Origin of the sequence: Vibrio sp. 10N.261.55.C5 (genome assembly GCF_041470505.1) — a bacterium.
Lineage (GTDB): Bacteria > Pseudomonadota > Gammaproteobacteria > Enterobacterales > Vibrionaceae > Vibrio > Vibrio crassostreae_C.
On the sequence record NZ_JBFRMS010000011.1, the window covers coordinates 130,308 to 143,437 of the forward strand.

Here is a 13,130-nt window from a genome sequence, read left to right on the forward strand (position 1 = left end):
TGAACTATTTTAGTTGGTGAGCATTTGAGTTGGTATTAACGTATCGAACTATCCTTCGAATAGTAATAAATAGATTTGCAAAATTAGAAGAACTTTTCCTTTGAATTTTAGGGTTTTAGAGATCTTATGAAGATATTAGTTACAGGCGGCGCTGGCTTCATCGGTTCAGCAGTCATTCGTCACATTATAAATAATACATCTAGCAGCGTCGTGAATGTTGATAAGTTGACTTATGCGGGTAACTTAGAGTCTCTTGTTGAAGTGGGAGAGCACGAGCGTTATGCATTTGAAGCGGTAGATATTTGTAATCGTACTGAGCTAGACCGTATTTTTGAGCAGCATAAGCCTGATGCAGTAATGCACTTGGCTGCTGAATCTCATGTTGACCGTTCGATTGACGGCCCTGCTGCATTTATCGAAACTAATATTGTTGGTACATATACATTACTTGAAGCAACTAGAGCCTATTGGAATGAGCTTTCTGAAAGTGATAAAGCTGCTTTTCGTTTCCACCATATCTCTACTGACGAAGTCTATGGCGACTTAGAAGGTACGGATGACTTGTTTACTGAGACGACGTCGTATGAGCCATCAAGCCCATACTCCGCTTCGAAAGCTTCTTCTGATCATCTCGTCCGAGCTTGGCTACGCACCTATGGTTTACCAACCGTCGTAACTAATTGCTCAAATAACTACGGCCCTTACCACTTCCCTGAAAAATTAATCCCATTGATGATCTTGAATGCTCTCGATGGAAAACCTCTGCCAGTGTATGGCAACGGTATGCAAATCCGTGATTGGCTGTTTGTCGAAGACCATGCACGAGCGTTGTACAAGGTGGTCACTGAAGGTGAGGTAGGTGAAACCTATAACATTGGTGGTCACAATGAAAAAGCAAACATTGATGTTGTAAAAACGATCTGTTCATTACTTGAAGAGTTGGTGCCAAATAAGCCAGAAGGTGTGGGTAAGTACCTTGACTTAGTTACTTATGTGACTGATAGGCCAGGGCATGATGTACGTTATGCAATCGATGCGTCAAAGATTGAACGTGAATTGGGTTGGAAGCCAGAAGAAACTTTCGAATCAGGTATTCGTAAAACAGTCGAGTGGTACTTAGAGAATAAACAATGGTGGTCACGCGTATTAGATGGCTCTTACGCTGGTGAGCGCTTAGGTGTTTCTTCAGATTTAGTTGTAAATGGTAAGGTTGATAAGTAATGAAAGGGATTGTTCTTGCCGGAGGCTCAGGCACGCGTTTATATCCACTTACTCGCGGCGTATCAAAACAGCTTTTGCCCATTTATGATAAGCCGATGGTTTTTTACCCAATCTCGACGTTAATGCTTGCTGGTATCAAAGATATTTTGATTATTACGACACCTGAAGATAACGCTGGTTTCCAACGCCTACTTGGTGATGGTTCAGGTTTTGGTATCAACCTTGAGTATGCAATTCAACCAAGCCCAGATGGTTTAGCGCAAGCTTTTATCATTGGTGAAGAGTTTATTGGTGATGATAGTGTTTGTTTGGTGTTGGGGGATAATATCTTTTACGGTCAGTCTTTTTCTAGAACGCTACAGAATGCCGCTTCAAAAGAGTCTGGTGCTACTGTTTTTGGCTATCAAGTCAAAGATCCTGAGCGTTTTGGCGTAGTTGAATTTGACGAAAAAATGAAAGCCGTTTCGATTGAAGAAAAACCTGAAATACCAAAATCAAACTATGCGGTAACTGGTTTGTATTTCTACGATAATCGAGTTGTAGAACTGGCAAAACAAGTGAAGCCATCTCTTCGAGGTGAGTTGGAAATTACCACTCTCAATGAAATGTATCTAAATGATGGTTCTCTGAATGTGGAACTATTAGGCCGTGGTTTTGCCTGGTTAGACACTGGTACTCATGAAAGCCTTCATGAGGCTTCATCTTTTGTTCAAACTATTGAAAATGTACAAGGGCTAAAGGTTGCTTGTTTAGAAGAGATAGCTTGGCGTAATGGTTGGTTAACTGATGAACAAATGTTAATGCTTGCTAAACCGATGATGAAAAATGAATACGGTCAGTATTTGACTCGTTTAGTTATGGATATTCAAAAGAAGGCAAAAGCTTAATGCGCGTACTAATTACTGGCTGTCATGGTCAAGTTGGCTCTTGTCTAACTAAACAACTGGCTAACAATGAGAATACATTGGTATTAGCGCTTGATAGAGAGCACCTTGATATTACGAGCCAAGAGTCTGTTAATGCCGTTGTTAGCGAATTTCAACCTACTATTATTATCAATGCAGCGGCGCATACTGCGGTTGATAAAGCTGAAGAAGAAGTAGAGCTTTCTTATGCGATCAATCGTGATGGTCCCAAGTTCTTAGCACAAGCAGCGCAAAACCTAGGGGCCGCGATTCTACACATTTCGACGGACTATGTCTTTGAAGGTAATAAAGTCGGAGAGTATCTAGAGAGTGATATCACAAACCCACAAGGTGTTTACGGTAAAAGTAAACTAGCCGGTGAAATGGCTGTTACCGAAGCGTGTGATAAACATATCATCCTTCGCACTGCTTGGGTGTTTGGTGAGGATGGCAATAATTTCGTTAAGACCATGCTTCGCTTAGGTGAAAACCGAGATACATTGAGTATCGTGGGTGACCAGTTTGGTGGACCTACATATGCAGGCGATATAGCAAGTACCTTGATAAAAATCGCGAACTTCATCAATCAAGGTGATGTGGTGGAGTATGGTGTTTATCACTATTCGGGGCTGCCGCATGTGAGTTGGTTTGAATTTGCTGAGGCTATTTTCAATGTTGCAGTCGAGCAAGGTGTTATCGCAAGTAAACCGAGCCTCTCGACTATTGCTACCGAACAATATCTCACGCCAGTAAAGCGTCCAATCAATTCTAAGTTGAGTACAGAGAAAATTATGACTCTTCTCGCGGTCGAGCCTAGTGACTGGAAGGCGGCATTAAGCAATATTAAAGCGTACGCAGGATAAAATAATGAAAGTAATAGATACCCGCATAGCTGATGTGAAAATTATAGAGCCCAAAGTGTTTGGTGACGAGCGCGGTTTTTTCATGGAAACGTGGAACAAAAAACAATTTGAAGAGTTAGTCACAGGTAAATCAACACAATTTGTACAAGATAACCATTCTAAGTCTAAGAAGGGTACTCTACGCGGTTTACATTACCAAACTGAAAACACCCAAGGTAAATTGGTTCGGGTTATTTCGGGAGAGGTGTTTGATGTTGCTGTTGACATTCGAAAAGACTCTGCGACCTTTGGTCAATGGGTTGGGGAGTTCCTTTCTGCTGAAAATAAGCGTCAATTATGGGTGCCTGAAGGTTTTGCTCATGGTTTTTATGTTATGAGCGATATGGCTGAATTTGTTTATAAATGTACGGACTTTTATAACCCTACTGCGGAAATCTCAATTGCCTGGAATGACCCGGAACTGGGTGTTGAGTGGCCTTTGACTCAAGAGCAATCTATTCAGCTATCGGAGAAAGATCAATGTGCGATCTCTTTTTCACAGGCTCTAAAATCTAAATTGTAATCAATAGACCTAGCTAATTTGAGGGACGATTGATTCCACTCTATTTTCGTCAGAGCTAATTCGACCAGATGTTATCAGCTCGATCTATCCGCTTAGTGGCGATATACTGAACCACTAAACGGATAGGGATACTAATAACTAATGAAAACACGTGACAAGATTGTTTACGCTGCTCTAGAGCTTTTTAATGAGCACGGTGAGCGTAGTATTACGACCAATCATATTGCTGAGCATATCGAGATTAGCCCTGGTAACCTCTACTACCATTTCCGCAACAAGCAAGAAATTGTCCGTGACATCTTTACTCTCTATTCGACAGAGTTACTTGAAAGGTTCACACCGATTCAAGGCCAACAAGAAAGCCTGACGCTACTAAAGCGCTACTTAGATTCTATCTTCACGTTGATGTGGAAGTACCGATTCTTCTATGCGAACTTACCTGAAATATTGTCACGTGATGAAAAACTCCACCTTGATTACATGGCCGTACAAGAAAAGCTGCAAACGAATCTTGTCGATATCATGCGAGCCTTCGTTGAGTTGAACCTGCTCAAAGCAACGGATACGGAAATGAAATCGATGGTCACTTCTCTTCACTTGATCGCATCGGGTTGGTTGGCGTATCAGTCTGCGATGTCTCCAAAAGCCCAAATTACCGAGCAAGTCGTTCATCAAGGAATGCTGCAGATGATAGCGACCGTTAAACCAATTGCGACCGCGCAAGGTTTTGAACAGCTGACATTATTAGAAGATGGTGTAAGGGCGTTGAACTCTAAATAGAAAGAGACGAGTAAGCGGTATACGGGATTCGAAGAAAGATACTCGCATCCCGTATCTGCTCTTTATCGAACTAACCAACTCTTCGGGTTTTGGGCTTGGCTGTTTCTGCGAATCTCAAAGTACAGTGAAGGGCGCGTTTGGCCGCCAGTGTCACCAGCAAGCGCAATCGCTTCGCCAGCTTTAACCTTGTCACCTTCTTTCTTTAAAAGTGCTTGGTTAAAGCCGTAGAGCGTCATATCACCTTTACCGTGGTCAAGTAGCACCACTAATCCATAGCCACGCAGATACTCTGCAAATACCACCGTGCCAGAGTAAACCGATTTTACCTGCTGACCGTACTTGGCGTTTATCACCATGCCTTTCCAGTTAATTTGCCCCGTTTGACGTGAACCGTAGTTATGTAGAACTTTATCTTTGATCGGCCAAGGCAGCTTACCTTTACGTTTTGCTAGGCCATCCATCGGGACTGCATTACGTCGTTCTCGAGCCGCTTTTTCTGCTTTCGCTATTTCAGCTTTGAGGCGTGTTTCATTTCGCTGAAGCTCTGCTAGGTAATTCTTGTCACCTGAGATGTTTTTCTTGATGCTGCCAATCGTTTTCTTACGCTGCGTTTGAGTTTTGGCTAACGTATCGCGCTTGGTGGTTTGCTGTTTTAGCAGTGTTGCTATCTGTTCTTGCTCAAGTTGACGCTGTTTGTGGCTTTCTTCTAATTCAAGTTGCGTCTGTTCAATCGTTTTAATGGTTGCGGAGCGAGCTTTGGCAAGGTGCTGGTAATAATGACTGATGCGATCTTCTTCTACACCGGTGTTGAGAATGTGAGAAGAAGCCTTAGCTCGACTCGTCATGTAGTAAGTCTGAATGAGCTGCTCTAACTTGTCTGTCTGGACTTTTTTCTGTGCAGTGAGCGCTTTAATCTTTGTGTCTAAATTAGCAATATTAGCATTAGCAGTATTGAGCTGCTTTTTACTGTCTAGAATCGCTTTTTCAAGTGAAGCGATGGACAGCTCCTGCTTCTTGAGGTTTGCCTGTAGGCTATCGAGTTTCTTTTGCTGGGAAGAGAGCGCTTTCTGTTGACGAGAGATTTCGCTTGATACGCCTTTCAGTTCACCTTGAGATGCAGCAAATGATGATGAAGACAAAAGAGCAACACCAAGGCTGGCAGATATCAAAAGAACAGTGCTCATTGATTGAACGGGTTTCATCATTATCGTCATTTTGCTCTTATTAATAATCAGCATCTGCTGCGAGTCTTTTCGCATCTCGGCTATCGGCTATTCGTCGGATCCCGAATCTGCTCTTAAATCCCATCACCATGGATGAAGTTCTGAGAGCGACCGTTAAACCCCTGATCCATGTCTAAAGATGGCTTATCAGTTTTCGGCTTTCCAACAATTTTTGCAGGAACACCAGCGACAGTCGTATGAGGCGGAACGGCTTGAAGAACCACTGAGCAAGAACCAATTTTCGCGCCTTCACCCACTTCAATATTGCCAAGTATTTTAGCGCCGGCACCGATCATTACACCTTCTCGGATTTTAGGGTGTCGATCACCGCCTTCTTTACCGGTACCACCTAGGGTCACGTCTTGAAGAATCGACACGTCATTTTCGACTACAGCCGTTTCACCGATAACAATGCCTGTTGCGTGGTCGAGCATGATTGCTTTGCCGATACGTGCAGCCGGGTGGATATCTACTTGGCAAGCGACTGAAATTTGATTTTGCAGGTAAGTCGCAAGAGCAATACGACCTTGTTTCCATAGCCAGTTAGCGACTCGGTAACCTTGCAGAGCATGGTAGCCTTTAAGATAAAGTAGAGGCATTGAATACATCTCTACCGCCGGATCTCGAGTCACTGTTGCACAAATATCACAAGCGGCAGCATCAATAATCGATTGGTCCTGCTTAAATGCTTGTTCAACCACTTCACGTACAGCCATTGCAGGCATTGAGGCGGTCTTTAACTTGTTTGCCAGAATATAACTGAGCGCGGCGCCCAAGCTTTCGTGGTTGATGATCGTGGCATGGTAAAAACTCGCAAGCATAGGCTCTTGCTCTGACAGCTGTCGAGCTTCCTTCACAATGCATTGCCAAACTTTTTGTTGTTCACAGTGTTTCATTTTTCCATCCATCTTATCTATTTCATTCCACGACTTGATACGTGGTGTTATCGCTCTGACTTCTTGTCTCGAGCAAGCAGATCTTGCGCAGCTAAGTGGGCATCTTTCCCTTGATACAACACTTGATAAATTTGTTCAACAATTGGCATCTCAACGCCCATGCGTTCTGATAGTAACCAAACTTCTTTGGTGTTGCGATACCCTTCGACCACTTGGCCGATTTCTTCTTGCGCCGTATCGACGTCTTTACCTGAACCTAAAGCCAATCCAAAACGACGGTTACGTGATTGGTTATCAGTACAGGTTAGTACTAGATCGCCCAGCCCTGCCATACCCATAAAGGTTTCGGGTTGTGCACCCAGTGCAGCACCTAAGCGACTCATTTCAGCTAAGCCACGCGTGATCAGTGCAGTACGAGCATTGGCACCAAAACCAATGCCATCCGACATGCCTGCGCCAATTGCGATAACATTTTTCACCGCGCCGCCAAGTTGCATACCGATGAAATCAGAGTTTGCGTATACGCGGAATGTTTTACCGCAGTGGATCTTCTCTTGCAGCTCTTCTAAGAATACTTCATCTGGTGAAGCGACAGAGATAGCCGTTGGCATGCCCATCGCTAACTCTTTGGCGAAGGTCGGTCCTGATAGAACCGCTAACGAGTAACCATCACCCAGCACATCATGCGCGACATCTTTAAGCAGGCGGCCGGTCTCTGGCTCTAAGCCTTTGGTCGCCCAACAGATGCGAGAGTCTGAGGCTAAGTAAGGTTTAACGCTATTAAGCACAACGCCGAATACGTGGCTCGGGACTACAAGTAAAAGGTCTCGGCTTGAAGTCACTGCTTTTTCTAAGTCTGATTCAATGATCAGGCTTTCTGGGAATTCTATATTTGGTAGAAACTCATTATTAGCGCGCTCAGATTCAAGGCGAGCCATATGAGCAGGGTCATGCCCCCAAAGAACAACGTTTGCACCGTTACGCGCTAGAGAGATAGCTAAAGAGGTTCCGTAAGAACCTGCACCAATGACAGTCATGGCGATCTCTTTTCCGTAAGCGCTGTCTTTACCGTAAGCGTCTGTCGTGTTGGTCGGGTGAGTTGTGTCTGTCATGCTTCCACCTAAAAATATTGAGGGAAATCGAAGAATTCTGGAAAAGCTATCTACTAAAATAATAAGAGCTTTCAATCTTAGTACAGTGTAAAGAAAAAATGCACATCGCAGAAGTTACGATGTGCATTTAAAAGCTAACTAGCGCTTGAAACGTTAGAGTTAAGTTCTACTTTGAGACTTAAGCCTGTTCGCCTTCAGCTTGTTGAGCTTGGTTCTGTAGGTAGTTCATGAACAAAGCATCGAAGTTTACTGGAGCTAGGTTCAGTTGTGGGAACGTACCTTTAACCACTAGGCTAGAAATCGTTTCACGAGCGTATGGGAACAGGATGTTCGGGCAGAATGCGCCTAGGCAATGAGCCAGTTGACCAGCTTCCATTTCGCTTGCAGAGAAGATACCGCCTTGTTGAACTTCACAAAGGAATGCAGTGTCTTCTGCATTCTTAACAGTAACAGTTAGACGTAGGATAACTTCGTAAACGCCTTCGCCAAGCTCACGGCTTTGAGTGTCTAGGTCCAGTTTTACATCTGGGTTCCACTCTTTTTGAAACATATCTGGAGAGTTTGGCGCTTCGAAAGAGACGTCTTTTAGGAAAATACGTTGGATTGCGAAGTTCTGTTGTGCGTCTTGTTGTGCTGCTTCAGCCATTTTCTTGTCCTTAAAAATTTCAAATTAGGTTTTGTTCGTCATATCAGCCGAACAAAAACCTTAAAGTCATATTCGTGTAATCAGGTCAGCTTACTTTTTGCTTTGAACTACTTCTTGCCTTTAACCAAAGGTAAGTTAGCTTCGCTCCAAGCCACTAAGCCACTTTTCAGTACGCTTACGTTCTCGAAACCTGCTTTAACCAGTAGATTAGCGCTTTCTTGAGCGGTTTGACCTGTCTTGCATACTACGATGATTGGGTCTGCTTTGTGGCTTTCAAGGCTACCAACGCTATTTGCTTTGATGTCTGACGGCAAAATGTGAACTGCGTCCGTAATATGGCCCTTTTTGAACTCATCCTTAGTACGAATATCAACCACAACACCGTTTTCACGGTTAATCATGTGTGTGGTTTGCGCTGCCGTGATCTCTTTGTAGGCTGCGTTTGATGTCTTGATAACGTTCGCAATGATGGCAACAACCAAGCCGATCCATACGATGGCTAAAATCATATTCTCTTGAACAAATGGAACTAACTCTTGCATATCTTGAACTCTTATTCGTTATTGGGCGAAAAATTATAGGGTAGGAGTATAGCGAGATTTTGGGTTTGGTGTATAGGTTCGCTTAATAATCCTTTGCTATTATGCATGAGCATAAGCTTGTTGATGGTTTGCCTCTTGGACCTTGAAATGAGATAATTAAAAGGTTTCTATCATTTTTAATGACTTGTAGTCTGCGTAGTGTGGTTTCGCGAATGACCAAAGGGCGGTAGCTTGCTTTAGTTCAAAGAGGTATATCGCTTTCTGTGTGAATTTTGCGCTAAAAATCACAATGACTTGACCTTTACCTACTGTGATGATCTCACTATGTAGTGTTGAGTAACATCGCTTGATAGCTTCCGTGCATTGTTGATTTACAAAATGTGTAATTTGTAATTGTGTCTAAGCTTTAATCAAGTGAAGGTTCGTATCGTTGACATGTACTTGAATGAGTTGGAAAAATCAACAATACCTCTGACTATAAGCTAGGGAGAAGTCTTGTTTAATTTTTTAGGCGTACATTGAAGTAACGCTAAACGAATAATGATAATCATTCTTTTATGTGGGGAATTAGGGTGGAAATATGCGAATAGCATTAATAACAGCTAGAGGTGGCTCTAAAGGACTTCCAAGGAAAAATATTCTTAAATTAAATGGAATACCACTCATCGGATGGACAATTAAAGCGGCGCAAGAGTGTAAGTCTATTGATCTTGTGTATGTATCAACAGAGGACGCTGAAATAGCCGAGGTGAGTCGGAGTTTTGGGGCGGAGATTATCCCTAGACCAGAGCTATTAGCGACAGACTCAGCAACTAGTGAATCTGTTATCGAACATGCAATTTCATGGTTAGAAAGCATGAATGTTGATACACAACAAATAGTTCTCTTGCAGCCTACTTCGCCACTAAGGACAAGTACACATCTTAACGAGGCGTTGGAGGTTTTGTCTAATTCTAATGCAGATTGTATAATTAGTGTGTTTGAACCGACACATACTCCAATCAAAGCGTATGTTCAAAGTGAAAGTGGATTCATTACTGGTCTTTACAGTAAGAAAGCCCCTTATATGCGTAGGCAAGATTTACCTCAAGCATATCAGCCCAATGGTGCAATTTATGCTTTTCATAAAGAAGCGTTTCAAGAATTTAATCAAATACCGAGAGATAAGGTGTTGCCGTATGTCATGTCTGAGTTAGAATCAGAAGATATTGATACAATTGATGATTTTTTGAAAGTAGAACAAATTTTGAAGGATAAAATTAATGCTTAATCCTGTATTTGAAATCGCTGGACGTAAAGTTGGGCTTGAACATTCTCCATTGGTAATTGCAGAAATTGGTATCAACCATGAAGGCTCACTGAAAGTTGCATTCGAGATGGTTGATGCGGCCATTGCTGGCGGAGCTGAAGTGATAAAGCACCAAACTCATGTCGTCGAAGATGAAATGAGTGAAGAGGCAAAGTCGGTAATACCAGGGAATGCTGACGTCTCAATTTATGAAATAATGGAACGATGCTCACTCAATGAAGCCGATGAGACGAAACTGAAAGAATATGTAGAGTCTAAAGGTGCAATATTCATTAGTACTCCATTTTCACGGGCAGCTGCCGAACGTTTGGAAAGAATGGGTGTACCAGCGTATAAAATTGGGTCGGGGGAATGTAACAACTACCCTCTTCTAGACCTTATTGCTAGCTACGGCAAACCTGTTATTTTGAGCACAGGGATGAATGATATTCCTTCTATTCAGAAAGCTGTAGATATTTTTAGGAAGCATGAAACGCCATTCTGTTTACTGCATACGACGAACCTGTATCCAACACCAGATCACTTGATTCGTATTGGAGCGATGGAGCAAATACAAGAAGCATTTCCGGATGCTGTTGTAGGTTTATCTGATCACAGTATTGATAACATTGCTTGTTTAGGTGCGGTAGCCTGCGGAGCTTCAGTTCTAGAGCGTCACTTTACAGATAGTAAATCTAGACCTGGTCCGGATATTTGTTGCTCTATGGATGCTGAAGAGTGTCGAGAGCTTATTGAACAGTCAGCACGAATGGCAAAAATGCGTGGCGGTAAGAAAGAAGCGGCAAAAGAAGAGCAGGTTACCATCGATTTTGCTTACGCTAGTGTTGTTTCGATTAAAGACATTAAAGCTGGAGAAGAATTGACCCGAGATAACCTTTGGGTAAAGCGCCCTGGAACAGGAGATTTTCTAGCAGATGACTATGAATCACTATTAGGGAAAAAAGCTCTGGTTAACATTTCAACGGATATTCAGATCAAAAAGTCGGACATCATCTAAATGAAAAAAATAGTCTTTCTAACGGGGACTCGAGCTGACTTTGGGAAACTTAAATCACTTATCGAGAAAGTTGAAAAGTCAGAAGAGTTCCAACCTCACATTTTCGTTACTGGAATGCATATGCTGAAGAAGTATGGATTTACAGTACAAGAGGTGGAGAAGTGCGGCTTTTCTAACGTATACAAGTATATCAACCAACACTCTGAAGATACTATGGATGTTGTTTTAGCTAAGACTATTTCTGGGCTATCAGATTATGTCAAGGAAGTAGAGCCTGACATGATCGTAGTGCATGGCGATAGAGTTGAAGCTATGGCTGGCGCGATCGTAGGAAGTTTAAACAATATTCTTGTATCTCATATTGAAGGGGGGGAAGTCTCTGGAACTATTGATGAGTTAATTCGACATAGTGTCAGTAAAATGTCACACCTTCATTATGTATCAAATGAAACCGCTAAAAATCGATTAGTTCAGTTAGGTGAATCAGATGAAACAATTCATGTTATAGGTTCTCCCGATTTAGATATTATGTCTTCTGGAAATTTACCTGACCTCGTTGATGTTCTCAGCCATTATGATATTCCGTTTAATGACTATGGTGTTTTGATGTATCACCCAGTAACGACTGAGGTGGATCAATTAAAAGAGAATATAACACAAGTCGTTGATGCCATTATTGAATCTGAAAAAAACTTTGTTGTAATATTCCCTAATAATGATCATGGTACAGATGTTATTATTAATGAATATGAGAGATTTAAAAAATTTGACAGAATTAGAGTCTTTCCTAGTGTGCGTTTTGAGTCATTTTTGACTTTGTTGAAGCACGCAAAAATAGTAATCGGAAACTCAAGCGCAGGCGTTAGGGAAGCTCCATTTTATGGTATACCTTCGTTAGATATTGGTACGCGACAGAAAGATAGAGCAACTGCGGAATCAATTATTAACGTTGATAATTCGTCAAAAGAAATAGTTAAAGCCTTGAATCGAGAATACTCAAATAAGTATGCTGCATATTGTGAGTTTGGTTCTGGGGATAGTGATAAACTATTTACCGAATCTATTTCTAAATCCCAGCTTTGGGAAACAGCTAAACAAAAGGTGTTTGTAGATTTCAATGATTAACAACACTTAATATAGTGGTGTTACACTGGTTTTGGACTTTCTTAATATTTCATCTTTATAGAGTATGTATAAGTCAGTCCATGTCTAGTCGCTAATATTTAATAATATGATATTTAATATTATTAAATATGGTTTAACAAATGATTAATTGAAGTTCTATTTTAATAATACTTCAATGGTAGGTTCGAAATTTAATATAGATTAGTGATTTTTTAATGAATGATTTTTTAGCTAGATTGAAAAAAGTAGACAAAAAGTTACAGTATTATATTAGGGATAAATTTGATATTGAGACAAAACGCTGGTTTAACTATGAATCAGCAAGATACAAACGACTACAGAATCAATATCCATCTGAATATATTTCGTATAAAAATCGATGTATTTTTGTTCATAACCCAAAGTGTGCAGGGACATCTATAAAGTCCATTTTAGGTTTTGGGGGATGTGTAACTACTCATAAATACCCATCAAAAGCTTTCCATAAAGAAATATGGGAGGACTTTAATAGTATATTGGTTGTAAGGAACCCATTTGACAAGCTTGTGAGTTCATGGAGTTATCATACATCTAAAAGTTATAAAGGAGCACAATATAGAAGGTTTGGTGAAAAGATATATGATCTCACATTGGCTGAATATTTCTATATTTTTAAAGAAAAAACAAAAGCAATAGATCCTCAAGTTAGATTTTTGAACCATTCAAAAAGTAACAAAAAAGTCAATCATGTGTTGAAAATGGAAACGTTATTAGAAGACCTTGAAAAATTATCACTAGAGTACGATTATATAGATACTTCATCTTTAAAGCATAAGAACAAGAGCAAGCACAGAAAATACGCTGAATATTATAATGATGAAAAGTTCATATTAGATGTAATGGATTATTATAAAGATGACTTTAAAGAATTTGGATATGATATCAATGAGTTTTTAAAGTAGAATTTATA

Annotated in this window: 14 protein-coding genes; 9 read left to right on the forward strand and 5 right to left on the reverse strand. The window is 41.1% G+C overall.

What is annotated here, in order from left to right:
* The first annotated feature begins 126 nt into the window (after window positions 1-126).
* The 5 genes from rffG to AB4263_RS04205 all read left to right on the forward strand — a co-directional run bounded on the left by rffG (window position 127) and on the right by AB4263_RS04205 (window position 4,331).
* Window positions 127-1,221 (forward strand): dTDP-glucose 4,6-dehydratase, encoded by a 1,095-nt coding sequence (gene rffG, locus AB4263_RS04185; protein ID WP_102394569.1) that lies wholly within the window; start codon window positions 127-129, stop codon window positions 1,219-1,221.
* Window positions 1,221-2,108 (forward strand): glucose-1-phosphate thymidylyltransferase RfbA, encoded by an 888-nt coding sequence (gene rfbA / locus AB4263_RS04190; protein WP_372097599.1) that lies wholly within the window; start codon window positions 1,221-1,223, stop codon window positions 2,106-2,108. Before rffG ends, rfbA begins: the two co-directional genes overlap by 1 nt.
* Window positions 2,108-2,989, forward strand: coding sequence for a dTDP-4-dehydrorhamnose reductase (gene rfbD, locus AB4263_RS04195; RefSeq protein ID WP_372097601.1), 882 nt, complete (start codon window positions 2,108-2,110; stop codon window positions 2,987-2,989). Before rfbA ends, rfbD begins: the two co-directional genes overlap by 1 nt.
* 4 nt (window positions 2,990-2,993) lie before the next feature.
* The gene (rfbC, locus tag AB4263_RS04200) at window positions 2,994-3,551 is read left to right on the forward strand and encodes a dTDP-4-dehydrorhamnose 3,5-epimerase (RefSeq protein WP_372097603.1); all 558 of its coding nucleotides are present in this window, start codon (window positions 2,994-2,996) and stop codon (window positions 3,549-3,551) included.
* 141 nt (window positions 3,552-3,692) lie between these two features.
* Complete coding sequence (locus AB4263_RS04205) at window positions 3,693-4,331, forward strand: TetR/AcrR family transcriptional regulator (RefSeq protein ID WP_004733226.1); 639 nt, start codon at window positions 3,693-3,695, stop codon at window positions 4,329-4,331.
* A gap of 62 nt (window positions 4,332-4,393) precedes the next feature.
* Here AB4263_RS04205 and AB4263_RS04210 read toward each other — a convergent pair whose 3' ends face one another.
* The 5 genes from AB4263_RS04210 to AB4263_RS04230 all read right to left on the reverse strand — a co-directional run bounded on the left by AB4263_RS04210 (window position 4,394) and on the right by AB4263_RS04230 (window position 8,750).
* On the reverse strand, window positions 4,394-5,545 hold the full coding sequence (locus AB4263_RS04210) for a murein hydrolase activator EnvC (protein ID WP_372097605.1): 1,152 nt from the start codon (window positions 5,543-5,545) through the stop codon (window positions 4,394-4,396).
* Window positions 5,546-5,628: 83 nt separating this feature from the next.
* The gene (cysE, locus tag AB4263_RS04215; RefSeq protein ID WP_017063106.1) at window positions 5,629-6,450 is read right to left on the reverse strand and encodes a serine O-acetyltransferase; all 822 of its coding nucleotides are present in this window, start codon (window positions 6,448-6,450) and stop codon (window positions 5,629-5,631) included.
* 47 nt (window positions 6,451-6,497) lie between these two features.
* The gene (gene gpsA / locus AB4263_RS04220) at window positions 6,498-7,562 is read right to left on the reverse strand and encodes an NAD(P)H-dependent glycerol-3-phosphate dehydrogenase (protein WP_372097607.1); all 1,065 of its coding nucleotides are present in this window, start codon (window positions 7,560-7,562) and stop codon (window positions 6,498-6,500) included.
* Between the two features lie 178 nt (window positions 7,563-7,740).
* Entirely contained in the window at window positions 7,741-8,208 is a 468-nt protein-coding gene (gene secB, locus AB4263_RS04225) for a protein-export chaperone SecB (protein ID WP_009847959.1), read from the reverse strand.
* A gap of 107 nt (window positions 8,209-8,315) precedes the next feature.
* Window positions 8,316-8,750 carry a rhodanese-like domain-containing protein gene (locus AB4263_RS04230; RefSeq protein ID WP_371725390.1) on the reverse strand — a complete coding sequence of 145 codons (435 nt, stop codon included), beginning with the start codon at window positions 8,748-8,750 and terminating at the stop codon, window positions 8,316-8,318.
* A 580-nt stretch (window positions 8,751-9,330) separates the two neighbouring features.
* On the opposite strand from AB4263_RS04230, the gene AB4263_RS04235 reads away from it, so the two are divergent.
* From AB4263_RS04235 to AB4263_RS04250, 4 genes are all read left to right on the forward strand, one after another.
* Window positions 9,331-10,020, forward strand: coding sequence for a cytidylyltransferase domain-containing protein (locus AB4263_RS04235; protein WP_372097609.1), 690 nt, complete (start codon window positions 9,331-9,333; stop codon window positions 10,018-10,020).
* Window positions 10,013-11,056, forward strand: coding sequence for an N-acetylneuraminate synthase family protein (locus tag AB4263_RS04240; RefSeq protein WP_372097611.1), 1,044 nt, complete (start codon window positions 10,013-10,015; stop codon window positions 11,054-11,056). Before AB4263_RS04235 ends, AB4263_RS04240 begins: the two co-directional genes overlap by 8 nt.
* Entirely contained in the window at window positions 11,057-12,181 is a 1,125-nt protein-coding gene (gene neuC, locus AB4263_RS04245; RefSeq protein ID WP_372097613.1) for a UDP-N-acetylglucosamine 2-epimerase, read from the forward strand.
* Window positions 12,182-12,396: 215 nt separating this feature from the next.
* Window positions 12,397-13,122, forward strand: coding sequence for a sulfotransferase family 2 domain-containing protein (locus AB4263_RS04250; protein WP_372097614.1), 726 nt, complete (start codon window positions 12,397-12,399; stop codon window positions 13,120-13,122).
* The last annotated feature ends 8 nt before the right edge of the window (window positions 13,123-13,130 follow it).

Bases quoted from the DNA above. Each gene is read 5' to 3' on its own strand.
- rffG (WP_102394569.1), top strand. From the start codon at position 127: ATGAAGATATTAGTTACAGGCGGCGCTGGCTTCATCGGTTCAGCAGTC.
- rfbA (WP_372097599.1), top strand. From the start codon at position 1,221: ATGAAAGGGATTGTTCTTGCCGGAGGCTCAGGCACGCGTTTATATCCA.
- rfbD (WP_372097601.1), top strand. From the start codon at position 2,108: ATGCGCGTACTAATTACTGGCTGTCATGGTCAAGTTGGCTCTTGTCTA.
- rfbC (WP_372097603.1), top strand. From the start codon at position 2,994: ATGAAAGTAATAGATACCCGCATAGCTGATGTGAAAATTATAGAGCCC.
- AB4263_RS04205 (WP_004733226.1), top strand. From the start codon at position 3,693: ATGAAAACACGTGACAAGATTGTTTACGCTGCTCTAGAGCTTTTTAAT.
- AB4263_RS04210 (WP_372097605.1), bottom strand. From the start codon at position 5,545: ATGACGATAATGATGAAACCCGTTCAATCAATGAGCACTGTTCTTTTG.
- cysE (WP_017063106.1), bottom strand. From the start codon at position 6,450: ATGAAACACTGTGAACAACAAAAAGTTTGGCAATGCATTGTGAAGGAA.
- gpsA (WP_372097607.1), bottom strand. From the start codon at position 7,562: ATGACAGACACAACTCACCCGACCAACACGACAGACGCTTACGGTAAA.
- secB (WP_009847959.1), bottom strand. From the start codon at position 8,208: ATGGCTGAAGCAGCACAACAAGACGCACAACAGAACTTCGCAATCCAA.
- AB4263_RS04230 (WP_371725390.1), bottom strand. From the start codon at position 8,750: ATGCAAGAGTTAGTTCCATTTGTTCAAGAGAATATGATTTTAGCCATC.
- AB4263_RS04235 (WP_372097609.1), top strand. From the start codon at position 9,331: ATGCGAATAGCATTAATAACAGCTAGAGGTGGCTCTAAAGGACTTCCA.
- AB4263_RS04240 (WP_372097611.1), top strand. From the start codon at position 10,013: ATGCTTAATCCTGTATTTGAAATCGCTGGACGTAAAGTTGGGCTTGAA.
- neuC (WP_372097613.1), top strand. From the start codon at position 11,057: ATGAAAAAAATAGTCTTTCTAACGGGGACTCGAGCTGACTTTGGGAAA.
- AB4263_RS04250 (WP_372097614.1), top strand. From the start codon at position 12,397: ATGAATGATTTTTTAGCTAGATTGAAAAAAGTAGACAAAAAGTTACAG.